At 61.8% G+C, this 17909-nt stretch carries 19 protein-coding genes and 1 pseudogene; 11 read left to right on the top strand and 9 right to left on the bottom strand.

Features of this window, described 5'->3' with window-relative positions; genetic code table 11:
• Positions 1-9 precede the first annotated feature (9 nt).
• The 3 genes from VGN93_RS17970 (at position 10) to VGN93_RS17960 (ending at position 1820) form a co-directional block, all read left to right on the top strand.
• Entirely contained in the window at positions 10-504 is a 495-nt protein-coding gene (locus VGN93_RS17970) for a MarR family winged helix-turn-helix transcriptional regulator (RefSeq protein WP_327508527.1), read from the top strand.
• Positions 501-1181 carry a GNAT family N-acetyltransferase gene (locus VGN93_RS17965; protein WP_327508526.1) on the top strand — a complete coding sequence of 227 codons (681 nt, stop codon included), beginning with the start codon at positions 501-503 and terminating at the stop codon, positions 1179-1181. Before VGN93_RS17970 ends, VGN93_RS17965 begins: the two co-directional genes overlap by 4 nt.
• 75 nt (positions 1182-1256) lie before the next feature.
• Complete coding sequence (locus VGN93_RS17960) at positions 1257-1820, top strand: dual specificity protein phosphatase family protein (protein WP_327508525.1); 564 nt, start codon at positions 1257-1259, stop codon at positions 1818-1820.
• A 118-nt stretch (positions 1821-1938) separates the two neighbouring features.
• Here the strand turns inward: VGN93_RS17960 and VGN93_RS17955 are convergent, their stop codons facing one another.
• The gene (locus VGN93_RS17955) at positions 1939-2910 is read right to left on the bottom strand and encodes a LysR family transcriptional regulator (RefSeq protein WP_327508524.1); all 972 of its coding nucleotides are present in this window, start codon (positions 2908-2910) and stop codon (positions 1939-1941) included.
• Positions 2911-2954: 44 nt separating this feature from the next.
• On the opposite strand from VGN93_RS17955, the gene VGN93_RS17950 reads away from it, so the two are divergent.
• Entirely contained in the window at positions 2955-3992 is a 1038-nt protein-coding gene (locus VGN93_RS17950) for a zinc-binding alcohol dehydrogenase family protein (RefSeq protein WP_327508522.1), read from the top strand.
• 19 nt (positions 3993-4011) lie between these two features.
• Here VGN93_RS17950 and VGN93_RS17945 read toward each other — a convergent pair whose 3' ends face one another.
• Positions 4012-5079 carry an aldo/keto reductase gene (locus VGN93_RS17945; protein ID WP_327508521.1) on the bottom strand — a complete coding sequence of 356 codons (1068 nt, stop codon included), beginning with the start codon at positions 5077-5079 and terminating at the stop codon, positions 4012-4014.
• An 84-nt stretch (positions 5080-5163) separates the two neighbouring features.
• Between VGN93_RS17945 and VGN93_RS17940 the strand changes: the two genes are divergently transcribed.
• Positions 5164-5748, top strand: coding sequence for a helix-turn-helix domain-containing protein (locus VGN93_RS17940; protein WP_327508520.1), 585 nt, complete (start codon positions 5164-5166; stop codon positions 5746-5748).
• A gap of 112 nt (positions 5749-5860) precedes the next feature.
• On the opposite strand, the gene VGN93_RS17935 is transcribed toward VGN93_RS17940, so the two are convergent.
• Entirely contained in the window at positions 5861-6292 is a 432-nt protein-coding gene (locus tag VGN93_RS17935; RefSeq protein WP_327508519.1) for a helix-turn-helix domain-containing protein, read from the bottom strand.
• A gap of 70 nt (positions 6293-6362) precedes the next feature.
• On the opposite strand from VGN93_RS17935, the gene VGN93_RS17930 reads away from it, so the two are divergent.
• On the top strand, positions 6363-7316 hold the full coding sequence (locus tag VGN93_RS17930) for an aromatic alcohol reductase (RefSeq protein ID WP_327508518.1): 954 nt from the start codon (positions 6363-6365) through the stop codon (positions 7314-7316).
• Positions 7317-7451: 135 nt separating this feature from the next.
• The gene (locus VGN93_RS17925; protein WP_327508517.1) at positions 7452-7592 is read left to right on the top strand and encodes a hypothetical protein; all 141 of its coding nucleotides are present in this window, start codon (positions 7452-7454) and stop codon (positions 7590-7592) included.
• Between the two features lie 340 nt (positions 7593-7932).
• Here the strand turns inward: VGN93_RS17925 and VGN93_RS17920 are convergent, their stop codons facing one another.
• Complete coding sequence (locus tag VGN93_RS17920; protein WP_327508516.1) at positions 7933-8907, bottom strand: GlxA family transcriptional regulator; 975 nt, start codon at positions 8905-8907, stop codon at positions 7933-7935.
• Positions 8908-9037: 130 nt separating this feature from the next.
• Between VGN93_RS17920 and VGN93_RS17915 the strand changes: the two are divergent.
• Positions 9038-9726 (top strand): annotated as a pseudogene (locus tag VGN93_RS17915) (alpha/beta hydrolase).
• Positions 9727-10148: 422 nt separating this feature from the next.
• On the opposite strand, the gene VGN93_RS17910 reads toward VGN93_RS17915, so the two are convergent.
• Complete coding sequence (locus tag VGN93_RS17910) at positions 10149-10562, bottom strand: helix-turn-helix domain-containing protein (protein ID WP_327508515.1); 414 nt, start codon at positions 10560-10562, stop codon at positions 10149-10151.
• Between the two features lie 11 nt (positions 10563-10573).
• On the opposite strand from VGN93_RS17910, the gene VGN93_RS17905 reads away from it, so the two are divergent.
• Positions 10574-11539 carry an NmrA/HSCARG family protein gene (locus tag VGN93_RS17905; RefSeq protein ID WP_327508905.1) on the top strand — a complete coding sequence of 322 codons (966 nt, stop codon included), beginning with the start codon at positions 10574-10576 and terminating at the stop codon, positions 11537-11539.
• A gap of 384 nt (positions 11540-11923) precedes the next feature.
• Here the strand turns inward: VGN93_RS17905 and VGN93_RS17900 are convergent, their stop codons facing one another.
• On the bottom strand, positions 11924-12607 hold the full coding sequence (locus VGN93_RS17900) for a glutathione S-transferase family protein (protein ID WP_327508514.1): 684 nt from the start codon (positions 12605-12607) through the stop codon (positions 11924-11926).
• 272 nt (positions 12608-12879) lie between these two features.
• On the opposite strand from VGN93_RS17900, the gene VGN93_RS17895 reads away from it, so the two are divergent.
• A complete protein-coding gene (locus VGN93_RS17895) occupies positions 12880-13824 on the top strand; it encodes a hypothetical protein (protein WP_327508513.1) in 945 nt (314 codons plus the stop codon).
• A 113-nt stretch (positions 13825-13937) separates the two neighbouring features.
• Here the strand turns inward: VGN93_RS17895 and VGN93_RS17890 are convergent, their stop codons facing one another.
• On the bottom strand, positions 13938-14846 hold the full coding sequence (locus VGN93_RS17890; protein WP_327508511.1) for a LysR family transcriptional regulator: 909 nt from the start codon (positions 14844-14846) through the stop codon (positions 13938-13940).
• Between the two features lie 168 nt (positions 14847-15014).
• Entirely contained in the window at positions 15015-15752 is a 738-nt protein-coding gene (locus VGN93_RS17885; RefSeq protein ID WP_327508510.1) for an SDR family oxidoreductase, read from the bottom strand.
• A 51-nt stretch (positions 15753-15803) separates the two neighbouring features.
• On the opposite strand from VGN93_RS17885, the gene VGN93_RS17880 reads away from it, so the two are divergent.
• Positions 15804-16742 (top strand): AraC family transcriptional regulator, encoded by a 939-nt coding sequence (locus tag VGN93_RS17880; protein ID WP_327508509.1) that lies wholly within the window; start codon positions 15804-15806, stop codon positions 16740-16742.
• A 265-nt stretch (positions 16743-17007) separates the two neighbouring features.
• On the opposite strand, the gene VGN93_RS17875 is transcribed toward VGN93_RS17880, so the two are convergent.
• Positions 17008-17907, bottom strand: coding sequence for a LysR family transcriptional regulator (locus VGN93_RS17875; RefSeq protein ID WP_327508508.1), 900 nt, complete (start codon positions 17905-17907; stop codon positions 17008-17010).
• Between the last annotated feature and the right edge of the window lie 2 nt (positions 17908-17909).

Genomic DNA, 17909 nt, shown 5'->3' with positions numbered 1-17909 from the left:
GATTGACCTATGACGGAAGACATCGTTCGCGCCCTCGGCTACCTCTGCCTCGGCAGCCGGCTCAAACGCATCGGCGAGCAGGTGCAGTCGGATACGCAGCGCATCATGGAGCGGCTGGACGTCCCCCTGCAGGCGGGCCAATACCCGCTCCTGGCCGCAATCGATCGGCTGGGTCCCCTTTCGATCGGCGAACTGGCCGCGGCGCTCGGCATCACGCAACCGGGGGTGACCCGGGCGGCGGGCCTGCTGGCCGAGGCGGGCTATATCACGGCGCGCAAGGAAAAGGGCGACCAGCGCATCCGGCGTCTCTCGCTGACGCAGGAGGGCCAGGCGCTCATCGACCGTTCCAGGCAAGACATCTGGCCGGCCATCGAGGCGGCGGTGCGCGATACCTGCGACGGGCTCGACGGCAGCTTCATCGCCCAGCTCGACCAATTGGAGGATGCGCTCCAGGAAAAACCCCTCCATCGCCGCGCGCTTGAAAACGAAGGACGCCGATCATGAACGCCCTGCTCGACAGACCGATCTGGAGCGCGCTCGCCACCCGACAAGCACATCTCGGCGAGGGCGCCGGCCTTGCGCGTCGCTACCGTGCCGGCATCTTGCCGCTTGCCGCGATCGGGACCGACGACCCGCAGGCGCTGGCGGACCTTGCGGCGCTCGCGCAGCCGGGCGAGACGCTCATTTTCCTGATGGCAGACCCCATCGTGCCGCCGCCCGGTTTCGAGGTGCTGACGGCGGCGCCTGCGGTCCAGATGATCGCGACGAACGTGCCGGTGGTCGCGCCGGACGAGGCCATCGTGCCGCTTGGCGAAAGCGACGCGGCAGACATGTTGGCGCTCGCGACGCTGACGAAGCCAGGCCCGTTCTCGCTGAAATCCCAGACGCTCGGCCGGTTCTGGGGCGTGCGCGAGGGCAAGACGCTCGTTGCCATGGCGGGCGAGCGCATGAAGCAGCCCGGCTTCGTCGAGTTGAGCGGCGTCTGCACCCACCCCGATCATCGCGGCAAGGGTTATGCGCGGCGCCTTTCCTTGCATGTCGCCGCACAAATCACGGAAGCCGGCGACCGCCCCTATCTGCACGCCTATGCCGTCAACAGTGCCGCCATCGGCCTCTACGAGGCGATCGGCTTTACGCTCCGCAGCCCGATGCATGTCGCCGCCCTGCGCAAACCGGACTGAGCTTGAACCGTAACGTTCAGCGCCCTGTCAGCCACCTGCCTGATCCTGCCGCCACCATTGGCAGGACAGGACCTCATGAACCGACATTTGAAGACAGCGGGCCTTTTTCTCGTCGCCGTCGCCGCCGCGCTCGGCCTCTACCTCACCGCCATCCAGATGACCGGCAATTTCGCCGCGGTCGTGCCCGGCGAAGTCTACCGCTCGAGCCAGCCCACCGGTGCCGACATCACGACCTACGCCGCCCGCTACAACATCCGCACCGTCATCAACCTGCGCGGCCGGCACGACACGGCCAGCTGGTACAAGGACGAGGCCGCGGCAACCAAAACCCTCGGCCTGAACCTCATCGATTTCCCCCTGCAAGCCGACCGCCGCCTCGACGCTGCAACTGCTGCAAAACTCGTGGCGATCCTGCGCGACGCCCCCCGCCCGATCCTGATCCACTGCCGCTCCGGCGCCGACCGCACGGGCCTCGCCGCCGTCATCTACCTCGCCCGCATCGCAAACATCGACGAGGAAACCGCCGAGCGCCAACTCTCCCTCCGCTACGGCCACATCGGCATCCCCTTCCTGTCCCCGACCTACGCGATGGATGAAAGCTGGGAGGATCTTGAGCAGGCGGACGGTGCGGCAAGCTAGCCGGCAAGGGCTTCGCGGGTTTGTGCTGCACGACGTGTAATCACGGCAGCTCCCGGCCTTGCGGCGAAACCTGAAAAAAAGATTGGCGCGCCGCGCCGGGCGATGATGAGAACTATGTCTACGCTATAGCACTCCCCGATCGCTCGTTTGATGCCTGCAAAAACGAGATCAGCGCGCGCAGGCCGGGCGGCGTCTGATGACGGCTGGGGTGATAGAGGTAAAAGCCCGGGATGGGCGGGCACCAATTTTCAAGCACCCGGACGAGCCGGCCGCTTGAAATATGCGGTAACACAGCCGCTTCCGGAAGATACGCCAATCCCAGACCGGCGAGCGCCGCATCCCGGATGAGCCCCGTATCGTTGACGACTATTGGCGCTTCGACATCGACCTCAATCTGACCATCAGGGCCCCTGAAGGACCATTTGAACAGTTGGCCCGTATTCGCCCATCGATAGTTGACACATCGATGCGCCGAGAGATCATGTGGCGTCTCCGGCCGCTCATGGACGTCAAAATAGCCAGGCGACCCGACCACTGCGATCCGGATTGGCGGCGTGAGACGCACGGCGATCATATCCTGGGCCAGCCTCTCGCCAATTCTGATCCCTGCGTCGAAGCCTTTGGCCACGACATCGGTCAATGCATCGTCGATCACGATCTCCAGCCGCAGGGCCGGATACATCGCGTTGAATCGCAAAAGGTTTGGCATCAGGATCAGCTCGGCGGCAAGGCGCGGCACATTGAGCCGAACGGTCCCGACCGGAGCGCCGTGATGTGCGACCGCATCGCTGACGGCCTCCTCAAGGCGGGCAACGGCAGGCACGAGTTTGGCGTAAAGCAGCGCCCCCGCCTCGGTCGGGCTGACGCTGCGCGTTGTCCGGTTGAGCAGACGCACGCCAAGTCGCGTTTCCAACCGACGCAGGGTTCGACTAAGCGCTGACGGCGTCACGCCCAGCCGAAGTGCGGCATCTCTGAAGCTTCTGGCGTCATAGATTTCCGTGAAAGCCGTAAGCTCGGCGTAATGGGCTCCGTCCAAGATTGTTTCTCCAAAGTCAACAGACCATGCCATTCTATCGACTTTTTCGAGCATAAACGAACGCCTAGCTTTCGGGTATATCCACCCGGAGAAAAACCATGACGAAAAAGATCGCCAATCAGGTCGCCTGGCAGCGCACCGCAGGACTGTCGCTGCAGATCGGCCCTGCCGACGTGCGAAAGCTGGAATCCAACGAAATTCTGATCCGCAATGCGGCAGTTGCGATCAATCCGATCGACTGGCTTTTGCAAGACGATGCGTTGCTGCCCTGGCTTGATTACCCCATGATTCTGGGCAGCGATGTTGCCGGGGAGGTGGCTGCGGTCGGCGATAGTGTGAAGCGTTTTAAAGTCGGCGACCGCGTGATCGGCCAGGCTGTCAGCACCACCGTCAACGAGGCTGCCCAGGGCGCCTTTCAGAACTATACGGTTGTGCTCGAGCATATGGCGGCGCCCATTCCAGACTGGATGCCGTTCACGGCGGCGGCCGTGCTCCCCCTTGGGCTGGGAACCGCCGCGGTCGGGCTCTACGGGAAGACCCACCTCGCGCTCAAGCCCCCGTCCCACGCACCGCAATCCCGCGAGGAGGTCGTCCTCGTCTGGGGCGGATCGTCAAGCGTGGGCTGTAATGCGATCCAGCTCGCAGCAGCGTCGGGCTACCGGTGCATCACGGTTGCGTCGCTTTCCAATAGCGGGATGTTGAAGGGCCTTGGCGCGGAGGAAGTGCTTGACCGCGGCAGCCCCAACATCGTCGAAGACGTGATCGAGGCGACGCGCGGCCGGCGTCTCGCCGGTACGCTGCATGCCACCGGCAACATGGACGACTGTTTTGCTGCGGTCACCGCATGTGAGGGTGCAAAGACAGTGGCTGCGACGTTGATGCCGCCGGAAAGGCGGCCGGGCACCGTCGAGGCGACCCACATCATCGGTCCAAGCCTCAAGGATGATGAAGTCGGCCCGCTCATATATCGTGATTTCATGCCGCGCGCACTGGCGGAGGGTTCCTTTGTCCCGGCCCCTCCCGCAAAGATCGTCGGGCATGGGCTCGGGGCTATCCAGAAAGCGTTGGAGATCCAGAAGGCCGGAGTGTCTGCCGCCAAGATCGTTGTGACGATCGATTCGAAGATGGACCTGTAGGGAACCGAACCGGCAAGGTTCATGACGCCTTGCCCGGTTCACGGACCGGGAGACGGCTGATGCTGTGTCCTGTGGCTGTTTCGGCGGCGCGACGCAGCATGGCCGGGTCCGACATGCCTTGATGGTCGAGCCGCGGCGTATAGGGCGCCTCCAGCCTTGCTGCCTCGTCGTCGGTGAGGCTGATCGACAGGGAAGCCACGGCGTCGTCGATATGCTCTGCCTTCAGCGCACCCACGATCGGCGCTGCCACCACAGGATTGCGACGCAGCCAGGCAAGCGCGATCATCGACCGACCGACGCCCCGTTCCTCCGCGATGGCCCCCACCGCGTCGACAATCCGCTTGTCGCTGTCGGCCGTGGCTGCACCCAGCTTGTAGACCGCTTCGGTTTCCGCCCTTGCCGTGACCGCTCCCCACGGCCGGGCCAGCCGGCCACGGTTGAGAGGGCTATAGAGAATGGTCTGCACCCCTTCGTCGATGCACAGCGGATGCATCTCGCGTTCTTCCTCGCGGTCGAGAAGATTGTAGGTATCCTGCATCGACACGAAGCGGGCCCAGCCCTCGGATTTCTGCAGGTGCAGCGCCTTGCCGAATTCCCAGGCCCTCATGGACGATGCGCCGAGATAGCGGACCTTGCCGGCCTTGACGACATCATTCAGGGCCTCGAGCGTTTCTTCCCAGGGGGTAGTGCGATCACGACGATGGATCTGGTAGAGGTCGATATAGTCCGTGCCCAGGCGCCTGAGGCTCCTATCGATCTCGGTCATGATCGCCTTGCGCGATAGCCCTATACTATTCGGTCCGTCGCGCATCGGTGCGCTGATCTTGGTGGCGATCACGACGTTTTCGCGGTGCGCAAAATCCGCCAGTGCCCGCCCGAGGATCTCCTCGCTGGAACCGTTCGAATACAAATTGGCGGTGTCGAAGAAATTGATGCCCGCCTCGAGCGCGCGGCGAATGAGACGGCGGCTTGCTTCCTCGTCCAGCGACCAGGAAGGATAAGCGCGCGACGGCTCCCCGAACCCCATGCAGCCGATACAGACAGGCGAAATATCGAGGCCCGTGCGGCCGAGCTTGGCATATTGCATGTCCGTCTCCACATGGGCTATATTCGGACAACTGTCCGCTTGTCGCTACGTAACGGACAATTGTCCGTTTAGTCAAGAGGCAATATGGCTGCACAAGAGGATGGATTGCGGGCAGACGCCCGCGCAAACCGCGATCGCATCCTTGAGGTGGCACGAAAGATGCTGATCGCTGATCCCGAAACGCCGCTCAGCGCCATTGGCAAGGCAGCCGGGGTTGGGCAAGGCACGCTCTATCGCCACTTCCCGACACGGGAAGCTCTGGCCCTGGCCATGTATCGCAAGGAGATCAGCGCCGTTGCGGCTCTCGAATCCACGCTTTTGCAGGAGCATCCTCCGCTTGAGGCGTTCCGTCTGTGGTGTGCCCAGCTGGCCGATTCCAGTGCGATGAAGCGCGGCGTGGCAAAACTTTTGCAAGGGGCCACGTCCGAGGATGATCAACGCGAGGCCTATCAGCAGATGGTGTCGGCGGTGCGTTCACTCATAACTGCATGCGAGGCCGCGGACGCGATTGATCGCGGTGCCAATGCCGAGGATGTTTTGATGCTTCTCGGCGTGCTCTGGCAGATCCCATCCCATGCCGGTAGGGATGCTCAGGCAGCGAGGATAATAGCGCTCATCTTCAAGGGGATGGGCGCCAAAAACGAGCCAGGCGGCCTTGCTGGACCATGAGGCTCGTTCTTGTCTGGGGCGCTTGCCGAGAGACCGGTTCGTCGGGAGCGTCGGGCGGGAACGGACCTCCGTCCGACGTCGAACGGAGGTCCGGCCTGCGATTGGCAGGCAGTCAGTGGCCATCGCTCCAGGCGTCGAAGGCTTCCCTGGACTTCCGGAAGCCATCCGCGTTCTCGACGATCCACGTCCACAACGGGATCATGCGCAGGAGCAGATCCATGCCCGTTTCGGACAGCGCGTATTCGACCCTCGGCGGGTTTTCATTGAAGTCTGTTCGGACGACCAGACCGTCACGCTCCAGCTGACGCAGCGTCCGTGTCAGCATGCGCTGCGTGACGCCGTGCATGCGTCTCCCGATCTCCGCATGGCGCAGCCTCCCGTAGACGCCGAGCGTGTGGATGATGCCGAGCGACCAGCGGTTACCGGCATGCGCCAGCACTTCGCGGCGCACGCCGTCGTCGTCGTCCCTCAACCCGTCGCAGACGGTCTGGGAATATCTAAGAACCTCTTCCCTGCTCAAAGTCCGGTTCACAGTATCACGCATGTACCTTCTTTCATGTGCTTAAGCGCATCGCTAGATCGGGGCCGCAACGCATTCTCGATGAGGCAAAACGATGAGCGATACAGTATACAACACAATGCCGCGGTCCATTCTCGTGCTCGGCGCCGGGGAACTGGGCCAACCCGTCCTTCGCAATCTGGCACGCCGTGCAGGCAAGGCACAGGGGACGACGGTCAGCGTCCTCCTGCGCGCCGGCACGGTCTCGTCCGATGACCCGGACAAGCAGCGCGCCGTTGCGGAGATCCGGGAGCTCGGCATCGAGATCGTCATCGGCGATCTGGTCAAGAGTTCCGTCGACGAACTCGCCTCGCTGTTTGCACGATACCACACGGTGATCGGTTGTGCCGGCTACGCCGCCGGGATCGACACCCCCATGAAGCTGGCGAAAGCGGCGTTGCAGGCCCGCAGCCCGCGCTATTTCCCCTGGCAGTTCGGCGTCGATTTCGACGTGATCGGACGCGGCAGTCCGCAGGACATCTTCGATGCGCAGCTGGACGTCCGCGAGCTGTTGCGGGCCCAGACCCGGACCGAATGGGTCATCATCTCGACCGGGATGTTCATGAGCTACCTGTTCGAGCCGGAGTTCGGCGTCGTCGACCTGAAAAACTCAGCGGTTCATGCGCTGGGAAGCCTTGATACGGCCGTGACGCTGACCACGCCTGAGGACATCGGCAAGCTGACCGCGGAAATCGTCTTCACCGAACCGCGCATCCGCAACGAGATCGTGTTCCTGGCGGGCGACACGGTGACCTACGGCGAGGTCGCAGACAAACTGGAGGCGGGTCTCGGACGTCCCTTCCGGCGCTCCGAGTGGAGCGTGCCCTTCCTGATGGAGGAACTGGCGAAAGATCCGCAGAACATGATGCGCAAATACCGCGCGGCCTTCGCCATGGGTCGGGGCGTCGCGTGGGACAAGGCCGGGACGTTCAACGAGCGATACTCCATCCCCGTCACGGACATCGATGCGTGGATCCACGCAAACCTGGATGCCTCCCGTCGTGCCTAGCCCGCGACGCTCTCCCGCTCCGAAGTGCGGCTGCCCCTCAGCCCGTCAGCTTTCGCTGCCGGGCACGATAATGAGCGGACAGCGCGGCTTCTCGATGCGCTCGGCATTGCGAGGGTTCACGTGGTCGGACGGTCCATGGGCGATACGGCGCTTTCCATCCCGCGTGCGATCCCTCTGCCGATCGAGGGCATGGGACACGATCTGCCACCCGAGTTCGACCAGACGGTGATCGAAGCGATCTGCGATGTGGCGAAACAGGGATCACATCTGTCGTGACGACCCATCGAACGCCAATCGATCCTGCCCAATCACCCGTGCTGATTTTGACAAGTCTGCGTACGTGCCGACGATGGCGGCGAGATATGCGACATCCGCATAAGGCGGAAATCGGCGGCCCGACGTTTGCAATCGAAGTAGAAACAGAGGGTTTTGGCGCGCCAACTACCCCTAGATTTTCTTTAGTTGCGAACGCCGAACGCCGCCGATTTCCCGCATAAAGTGGCCAGGAGCGGTCGCAGCAGTCCTGAGTCCGCAACCTCCACGCGCTGCGCAAGCGCACCCAAATGCTCCGGCCGATAGTCACGGATTTGCGACGGATCGATGTGAGACAAGCGGGTCAAGCTCCCCGAAAAGATCGCCGCCACTGAGCAGGACTGACACCAAGTCTGACGAGGAATTGTTCGCGGAAGGTCTTGGTATTGCCGAAGCCGGCATCGAGCGCGATCTGGTCAACCGACTCGTTGGTTGCTTCCAGATCGCGCCGAGCCTTGAGCAAGCGTTCGTTGATCAGCCATTCGCCAAAGCTGACCCCCATGATCTGATGAAAATGCCTCGTGAAACTGCGACGGCTCATCGCGAGGCTTGAGGCGAGCGTATCGATCGAGTGCTTCCGGCCAAGATTCCTGACGATTTCGTCAAGCGCGCTGCGAAACCGTGCGTCACGCAGGTTCTTTCCCAGCGGACGCTCGATGAATTGAGCCTGACCACCGGCACGATAAGGCGGGGCCAGAACGTTGCGTGCGATCCGATTGGCCTGGTGGGCGCCGTAGAGGCGCCTTGCGATATGTAGGCAGCAATCGATCCCAGCCGCCACGCCCGCTGACGTCAGGAGTTCGCCTTCATCGACATAAAGGAGCATTTCATCCAGTTCGACTGCAGGGAAGCGTTGCCGAAATTCCTGCGAAAACGCCCAATGGGTGGTCGCGCGTTTTCCATCGAGCAACCCCGTCTCGGCGAGGATGAAGGCGCCAAGGCATAGACCGACGATGGTCGCGCCGTTGGTGTGCGCTTCTATGAGGGCGTCGATGAGCTCTGGCGGCGGAGGTTGATAGGGAAGCCGCCAGCTCGGAATAAAGACCACGTCCGCCCTTGGCACATCGGCGAGGCTATGCGTCGTACCAACGGAAAAGCCGGAACTCGTTCGAAGCAGCCCCGGTTTGAGGGCGCATACCCAGAGTTCCGGATCCACGCCCTCGCAATGGACCTCGCCGAAAATCTCGCATGGCACCGACAACTGAAACGGGCGGACACCCTCATATGCGAGGACCGCCATCGTCGTGCGTTTGTAATCTGCCGCCGCGATTGTGCCCATCCTATCATCCATTGCCTGTCAGGCACGATTTGCAAATTGGCCCGATCGTTCCATTCTTTGCCCATCAGGCCACTGCGGTCAATGCGAGGTTGCGCTATAGTTCAGGCACGATGCCAAGAGGAGACGTTCCATGACGAAGCCCGCAATCATTCTCGTTCACGGCTTTTGGGGAGGAGCCGCGCATTGGGCAAAGGTGATCCCGCAACTTGCCGACCAGGGTTATTCGGATCTGCACGCCGTCGAAATGCCGCTTACTTCCCTCGCCGATGACGCAGAGCGACTGCGCAAATGATCGCGCAGCAGAACAGCCAGGTCCTGCTCGTCGGACACTCTTACGGCGGCGCGGTGATCACCGAGGCGGGCAACGAGCCCAATGTGGCGGGGCTGGTTTACATTGCCGCCTTCGCGCCCGATGCGGGCGAGAGTCCCGGCGGAATTTCGCAGGCCAATCCCCCCGCCGCCTTCGCCAATATCGCGCCCGATAGCGACGGCTACCTCTGGATCAAACCGGACCTATATCACGAGAGCTTCTGCCAGGATTTGAGCGCGGAGGAAGCGTTTGTCATGGCGGTCACGCAAAAGGCGCCCATCGGCGCGACTTTCGGAAATGAGATCAGCCTGCCTGCATGGAAGAATAAGCCGGTCTGGTACCAGATTTCGAGTGCGGATCGTATGATCAATCCCGAGAACCAGAAAATGATGTCGGCGCGCATGAAGGCGCGGAAAGTCATTACTCTCGACGCAAGTCACGCATCGCTCGCATCGCGCCCCAAGGAAGTTACCGCGCTTATTGTCGAGGCGGCCCGCTCTCTCGGTTAGCAGCCAGTCGCGTTAAAAGGTGTCCAGGCGCCCTTACCCATCGGGGCGCCTAGGCGCTTCTGGAGCGATCAGTCGCATGGTTGCAGCGGCGGAGTCGAGCAATCAACCTTGAGCCGTGATCTTTAAAAGTCGGGTTCCAGAGAACTATAGAGTAGACATAGTTCGAATCCCACTCCCTCCGCCAGCCCCGCCGATTGCCCTCTATCGCGCGATATCGCCGCCGGTTCCCCATCGCCACCAAGCGGCATGGTGAACCGTCGATTCTTCGCTACAGTCCGATATATCTTGAGGCGACAACGGCAACTGTCGACCCCAAGTCGGCCGTCCAGGGCAACGATCGACGATGCTGAAAGCGGGCGTAGCCGAGCATTGCTGACCTGGACCGACATCTGAGCTTCTCAGCCAATTTCGGGGATTTGGATTTACAACTCCGCCTGGTCGTAAGCGCGCCGGCGCGCCTTGATGGAGTCCAGCTTGTCGTGGACCCAGAAGTTGAATCCCTCAAGGGCGCGCAAAGCTCCGTGGCCGATCTCCGTCAGCTCATACTCGACACGCGGCGGCACTTCAGGGAAATAGTGGCGTATGATAAATCCGTCGCGCTCGAGATTGCGCAGCGTGAGCGTCAGCATCCGCTGGGTGATTTCGCCGACCTCTTTTCTCAAAGCTGAAAATCGGAGCCGATGATCCTTCGCGAGCGAAAGACGCCAAAGAACCGGCAGAGTCCATTTGTCACTCAGCAGGCTGCAGACCCCGTTTGACGGGATGGGTCTGAAGTGTCTGTCGTTTTCTGATCCGCGCAATGTGCCGGCATCGATCTCTTTAGCCAAGAGTATCATCCTTGTGCCTGATGCTGAAAAATGTGCCGTCTTCCGACGAAACATTATTCGTATATATGGATGGCCCTTGTTTAACGCGAGGGTTTCAAGTGACCAATAGCAAGCACCCCATTCTGGTTTTCGGCGCTACCGGAAGGCAGGGAGGATCAGTCGCCAAAGCCTTGTTGAAGGCGGGATGGCCTGTTCGCGCACTCGTTCTGGATCCCACCAAAGCTGCATCGCTGCAATTGCAAAATGCAGGCGTCGAGCTTGTGCAGGGTTCATTTGAAGAGATCGATGTTATCCGCTCAGCGATGAAAGACGCTTACGGTGTCTTTAGCGTGCTGCCAGCCAACCTTGCCGCCGAGGACGAAGTCCGTCATGGCATTTCGATTGCGGATATCGCTGCTGAAACCGGCATCAGCCATTTTGTCTACTCGTCGGGCGCCAGCGTGGGGAATGAACTGACAGGTGTTCCGCGTTTCGACGCTAAGCCTCGTATCGAAGCACATGTTCGGGAACTGGCCATGACCACGACCATAATCCGGCCGATGATTTTCATGGAAATGTTGGTGCGACCCGGCTTCGGTCTGGCTGAGGGCCGGCTGGTGTCCCTGATCCGACCGGAGCATTCCATTCAGCTTACCGCCGTGGAAGACATCGGCAGGTTTGTCGCTGCAGTGTTTGCCGACACGCCCCGTTTCGGCGGCAGGACGCTTAAGATCGCGAGCGACCGCCTGACCGGGCGCGAGCTTGAGGCAGCCTTCAGCGATGCAGCCGGCTGGCCGATAACCTATGAACGGTTTCCCGAAGACGTTCTCGCTGCAAACGCTGATCTCGCGCATATGGCAAAGAGCCTGGAAGATGGGCCGCTTGCTGAGCGCGTCGATTTGGAAGTCATGCGTGAGATCAACCCCGATCTTCTCACTTTCAGGTCCTGGCTTGCGGGCAATGGGCGCAAGTCGCTTGATGAAGCCTTGCGAGGATCATCCTGCTGACCCGCCTTCGTCCTCTTCAGAGTAATAGCGTTTCCATAGCGGACTGGCAGGAAACCACCCCGTTCGAGCCATTCGGTTGCAGTTCTATTTATGAGGGCTGTGGAGGGATAAGCGTAGACGTAGTTCTCGGCTTCGTCGGCTTCGGCCCGCCAAACACCGCCGATTGCCCTCTATGGCGCGATATCGCCGCCGGTTCCCGCATCGCCACCAAGCGGCATGGTGAGCCGCCGATTCTTACCTCCCGAAAGATGAAGTCCAGGCGTCGCGCGCTATGGCAGTTCTGCCGTGGGAACCGGTCAGCCCATCAAGCCGAGCTGTTTCATCAGGTCGAGCTGGTCCGCGCTCAAGGGTCTGACGGACTACGCCAGATGATGCGCCGCGAGGTCAAGCCACCTGCTTCTCGTTCTGCGGGAACATTGCCTTGCGCGCCTGGTCGTCCAGTTCACCCTTGAATACATGAGCCGATTTCATCTCCAGCGCGTGCTGGACGGCTGGACGGGCCGCCATCTCCTCCATGAACCGCTCGACATTGGGGTAGGCAGTCAATCCATCGACGCCAAAGACATACCCGGCCGAAGCAGCCCAGCCCCAGAGCGCCATGTCGGCAATCGTGTAGCGGTCGCCCGCGAGATAGCGGACCCGCCCCAGGCGTTCATCCAGCACCCCGTAGTGACGCGCGACCTCCTTGCGGTAGCGATTGATCGCATAGGGGATCTGTTCGGGCGCATAGTGCATGAAGTGGATGGCTTGGCCCGAGAACGGCGACAGGCCCGTCGCCACCAGCATGAGCCAGGACAGCATGGTGGCGTATTCGCGCCGGTCCTCCGGCACGAAGGTACCATGCTTGTCGGCGAGGTAGAGCAGGATGGCATGCGAATCGAACACCACCGCGCCGCCATCGACGATCGCCGGCACCTTGGCGTTGGGGTTGATCGCCCCGAAGGCCGATGTGTGCTGCTCGCCCTTGAAAATGTCGATCGGTTTGACGGCGAACTGTAGCTCAAGCTCCTGGAGGAGCACGGCCACCTTCATCGAATTGGGTGTGGCGTGGAAGTAGAAATCGAGCATCGGGTTAATCCTTGTTCTGCGCTTCGCATCACCCATCCGGTGGGCGATCGCGGTCTGGCAGGACCATGCTCGCGGCACGAAGACGGCACAAATCGATACCGCGCGTGGGTGTGATCGACAGTCTTGATGGCTGGTCGCCATGGTTGACGGCGGGTGTATCCGCAAGAGACGAACCCATTGAGCCGATCGATCGGACATATCGGGGATCGGCGTTTCAGCCTTGTTTGGGCAGCCCCTAGATCACCGCCACCGATGATCGAAAGGAACGCAAAATGATCCGTCGTAATCTTCTGGCCAGTGTGGCACTGGCCATCCTCGCTCTTGCCACACCCGCCATCGCACAGGATATCGCTTTCAGCTCAGACCAGTCCTATCCCGAAAGCGTTACTTACTCGGCCAAGCAGGGCATCTTCATGCTGGGGTCGGTGACACAGGGCCTTGTCGCCAAGCTCGACAAGGCAGGCAAGTATGCTCCGTTCATCTCCGATGACCGGCTCGTTTCCACTGTTGGCCTGCTGGTCGACGATGCCAGCAACACGCTCTGGATAACCAATTCCGACCCGGGCGTCGGCGCGCGCACCACGGCGGTGACGCAGGGGACGCTGGCAGGCATCGCCACCTATGACGCCACGACCGGCACGCCCAAGGCCTATTACGATCTGGGCGGCCTCAGCCAGGGCGCACACTTTGCCAATGACATCGCGCTCGATGCAGCCGGCAATGCCTATGTCACCGACAGTTTCGCACCTGTGATCTACAAGATCGACACCAGCGGCAAGGCATCCATCTTCGCCCAAAGCCCGCTTTTCCTGGCGGGCGAGGGCTTCAACCTCAACGGCATCGCGTGGCACCAGGATGGCTACCTCCTGGTCGGCAAGTACAACAGCGGCGAGCTGTTCCGGGTCAGCACCACCGACCCCGGCGATATCGAACAGGTCAAGCTGCCCGCGGCACTTGTCGGCGCAGACGGCATCCGCCTGATCGATGGCGAACACCTGCTGGTGGCGCAGAACCTGAAGGCCAACCGGACCGTCGAGCTGACATCCGCCGATGGCTGGCAGTCTGCCACGATCACCCGTGAAGTGGCCAGCGAGCGTTCGATGCCGACTGCCGCGGTGACCGTGGGCGATGATATCTATGTCCTGAACTCCCGTCTCGACACGCTGTTCGACCCCAAAGCTGCCAAGGTGGGTGACTATCTGCTGCAGCAATTCTAGAGTTTGTCAGGGAAAGTGGGAACCGGTTTTCCCGAAAAGACAAACGAAAACAAAGAAACTAGAGTATGTCTGGTTCAGTCTGAACCTGACATACTCTAGCCTGCGTGCCGTCCCTATCGGGCGCTCTGGAGCACCTGCTTGCGCAACCAGGCATGTGCCGCATCCGCGCTCATGCGCGAATGCCAGAACAGGCTCATCTCGAATGGCGCCAGCTCGAGCGGGGATTCGATGAGATCGAGCACCTGCTCGAACCGTTGCAGGAACCGGCGCGGCAGCGTGCAGATCAGATCGGTGCTGCCCAGGATCAGCGGTGCCAGCGCATAGCTCTGCGCCGACACGCTGACGCGGCGTTCCCGGCCAAGCTCCGCCAGAGCGGTGTCGATCATCCCGGCAAAATGGCCGCCGCTGGTGGAGATCAGCAGATGATCGAGTGCGCAGAACTCGTCCAGCGACAGCGGACCATTGCCCCTTGGATGTCCGCGCCGCTGTGCGGTGACGAACTCTTCCTCGAACAGCTTGCGCACCATCAAGCCGGGTGCGCCATCCTCGGCCACGCCGATGAAGACGTCGATTTCGCCCTGTTCGAGCGCCTCGGCGATGCGCGCCTTGTCGGGCATGGTAAAGGCCACCTTGACATGGGGCGCCGTCGATTTGAGCCGCGGGATCAGATCGGGCGCCAGGATCGACACGGGATTGTCGGTTGCGGCGATGCGAAAGACGCGCTTGCTCGTTGCCGGGTCAAATATTCTGGCCGTGCCGACGAAGTCGCTCAACTGCTCGAGCAGGCGGACCAGTTCGGGCTGAAGGGCTAAGGCATGCGGCGAGGCGACCATGCCTCGCCCCGAGTTGGACGGAATAAACAGTGGATCGCCCAGCAACTGCCGCAGCCGCATCAACCGCGCCGACAGCGCCGACTGCGTGATGTTCAATCGCGCCGCAGCATGGGTGACGTTCTTGTCCTTGAGCAAGGCATCGAATGTCAGCAATAACCCGACATCGAATTTAGCGAGCAAGTGATTCATCAGGGTCCCATCATCTTGAATGCGGCAGGCTCAACTTGGCACCAGATCACCCAATGCTGTCGATAGGAAGTCCAGTTGTGGTGACTTGAACTGCAAGCGTGCAGGCGCCGGGCAAACAGCAGCGATCAAGCCTGGCAGCCAAGGCCGAGCCGATGCACCCCGCCAACGTCAGTCCTGCGCGGTCGGTCGTACCACGATACTGCCAATTTCGACGTCGTCGGGCTGTTCAATCGCGAAGGCCACTGCTCGTGCGATTGCGCCCGGCGAGATGGCGAGTTCTTCCTTGCGCTTCAGGAGTGCGGCCTTCACGTCCGGATTGCTGATGGAGCTATCCGCAAAACCGGTGTCGATAAGGCCCGGCGACACTTCGGTAACGCGCAGATGCCGGCCTGATTCCTGCCGCAACGCTTCGGTGGCGGTGCGCAGGGCATTCTTGGTGGCAGCATAGACACCCATCGTTGGCACGATCTTGATGCCGGCCGTCGACAGGACATTGACGATATGGCCTCTTTCCTGACGGGCGAACACGGGCAGCGCTGCGGCGATGCCATAAAGCGTGCCCTTCAGGTTCACGTCGATCATGGCGTCCCAGTCGTCGACGCGCAGCTCGTCGAAACGGGAGAGCGGCCCGATGCCGGCATTGTTGACGATGACGTCGAGCCGCCCAAACCGCTCACAGGCAAGGCCAACCAATGCCTCGAAATCCTCCCGTTTCGTCACGTCCGTCACTCTGCAGACGGCCTCGCCGCCCGCCGCTTCGATTTCGCTCACGACGGCGACAATCTCCGCCGCGCTTCGGGCTCCGAGGACGAGTTTTGCCCCGCGCGTTGCCAAGTGAATGGCAGTCGCCCGACCGATCCCGCGCCCGGCCCCGGTAATGACAACAGTCTTGTTCTGAATGGTCATGGAAGGCTCCTTCTTTGCAGTCCGAAGCCTTAGCTATGCATAGACCTTTGGATGATCTATGCTCAAAGAGCCATGTTTATATCGCAATCCGCCATAATTCCGCGCGATCCATTCTCCGAGGTCCTTGCAGCGCTCGGTGCGCGGAGCGTTCGCGGAACCGGCCTCGAAGCGGCAGGCGATTGGGCGATCGCTTTCGATGGGCGCGCGCGGCTGAAGTTCGTCGCGATCACGCACGGTCAGTGCTGGCTCGTTCTTCCCGATCATCCCCCGGAAGCGTTGATGCAAGGCGACGTCTTTTTGCTCAGCAATACGCGGTACACAGTGGCGAGTGATCCAGCGCTCGAACCAATCGACGGCATGTCGCTCTACGCCTCGCCAGGACAGGACATTGTGCGTCTCGGCGATGGGCGTGAAACTGTCATGATGGGTGGCGGCAGCGGCTTTGCGAATGGCAGCGCCTCATTCGTTCTGAATGCCTTGCCCGCCTTCCTGCGCGTCGATAGGACGTCTCCGAGTGCCGAAGCCGTCGCCCGGACGCTCAAGTCCTTGCAGGCGGAAGTCGATCATGGAGCGTTGGGCGGATCGCTGGTTGCGGAACGGCTTGCGGAAATTCTTGTCGTCGAGGCGGTTCGAGCCTATGTCGCAACCAGTTCGTCAGACAGCATCGGCTGGATCACCGCCTTGGCAGACCCCCGGATCGGTAGGGCCCTCCGACTGATGCACAGTGACGCCGCACGCCGCTGGACCGTGCCGATGCTTGCGGCGGAGGTTGGTATGTCGCGTTCGGCGTTCACACACCGCTTCTCGGCGCGCGTCGGCTGCCCCCCGATGGATTACCTTATCCGTTGGCGGATGGTATTGGCCGAGCGAAAGCTCGACGCAGGCCAAGCTGTGGCCACCGTTGCCAGCACAGTCGGCTACAATTCCCAAAGTGCATTCGCTCACGCCTTCAAGCGCACCGTCGGTCGGACCCCGCGCTCCGGTAATTAACAACGTCCTTTCGAGCCGTCGTCAGACGCCCAGGACTGGTCTCGAAGGCCGACGATCCTCGTAGCGGAGTTTTTGAACCTTGGAGAAGGGCAGCTTTTCGTCATCCTCTGCCCGAAAGCCGCCTGGCCGGTTTCCACGCATTGTTGCCACATGATCGTGCCTCAGATTGGAGGGCTATAGCATAGACGCAGTTCTCGGCTTCGACGGCTTTTCTTCCGGTATCTCTCAGGGATTGAGCGATACTGACGACAAGTGTTTAACCGGATCAGAGCGACAGCCGGACCTGCAGGTCGTCAAGGAGCCACCGGCCGGCCGGGCCAGGTTCATGGTCCGCCATGCGGGCGGCGTAGATGGTCAGGGCGTCTGCCGGGTCACGGGCATCTTCGGCCAGCTCGAGCCGAACCAGATCGCCGGCTGCGAGATGATCGGCAATCAGATGCTCCGGCATCCGGCACCAGCCGAAGCCGGCCAGCAGGAAATCCAGTCTGCGGCCGAGGTCGACAAAGCGCCACCGCGTGGCGCTGGCCAGGCCGTAATTGTTCGCCTCCCGATCGACCGGATCGGACAGGACGAGCTGGATATGGCGCTCCAGGTCGTCGCGGGTTGCCGGACGGCCAAGCGTTGCCAATGGGTGTCGGGCGCTGACCACGGGCGTCAGCGCCACGCGCAGCAGCGGCGAAGCCACGACGTCCCCGGGCACCACCGGCAGCAACAGGCAGATGGCCAGCGCGACGTCGCCGCTGCGCAAACGGCGCAGCGCCCCGCCCAGGCCCTCGGTCGAGAAGCTGACGGGAAGATGCGGATAGGCGTGGTGCAACGCGCGCAGGCTTTCGATGAGCGGGGCGGTGGGCACCAGCGGATCTATGGCCAGGGCGAGCTCGGGCTCGACCCCGCCTCGCGCGCCAGTCGCGACGGCTTCGAAGCGGGCCGCGCTCGACAGCACCAGCCGGGCCTGATCGACCAGAACCCGGCCCGTTTCCGTCAGGCGGGGGCGATGGGTGCTGCGGTCAAAGATCTGGACGCCCTGCGCGGCTTCCAATGTCGCCACCGACTGGCTGATTGCCGATTGCGCACGGCGCAATTGCCGCCCGGCCGCCGAAAAGCTGCCGGTATCAGCAATGGTCACCAGAATGCGCAACTGGTCGAGGCTGAGACTGCCGATCATGA

Origin of the sequence: Shinella sp., from assembly GCF_035998705.1 — a bacterium.
GTDB lineage: Bacteria > Pseudomonadota > Alphaproteobacteria > Rhizobiales > Rhizobiaceae > Shinella.
The sequence above is the reverse complement of the archived record's forward strand: the minus strand, read 5'-3'. Positions and strand labels throughout refer to the sequence as shown.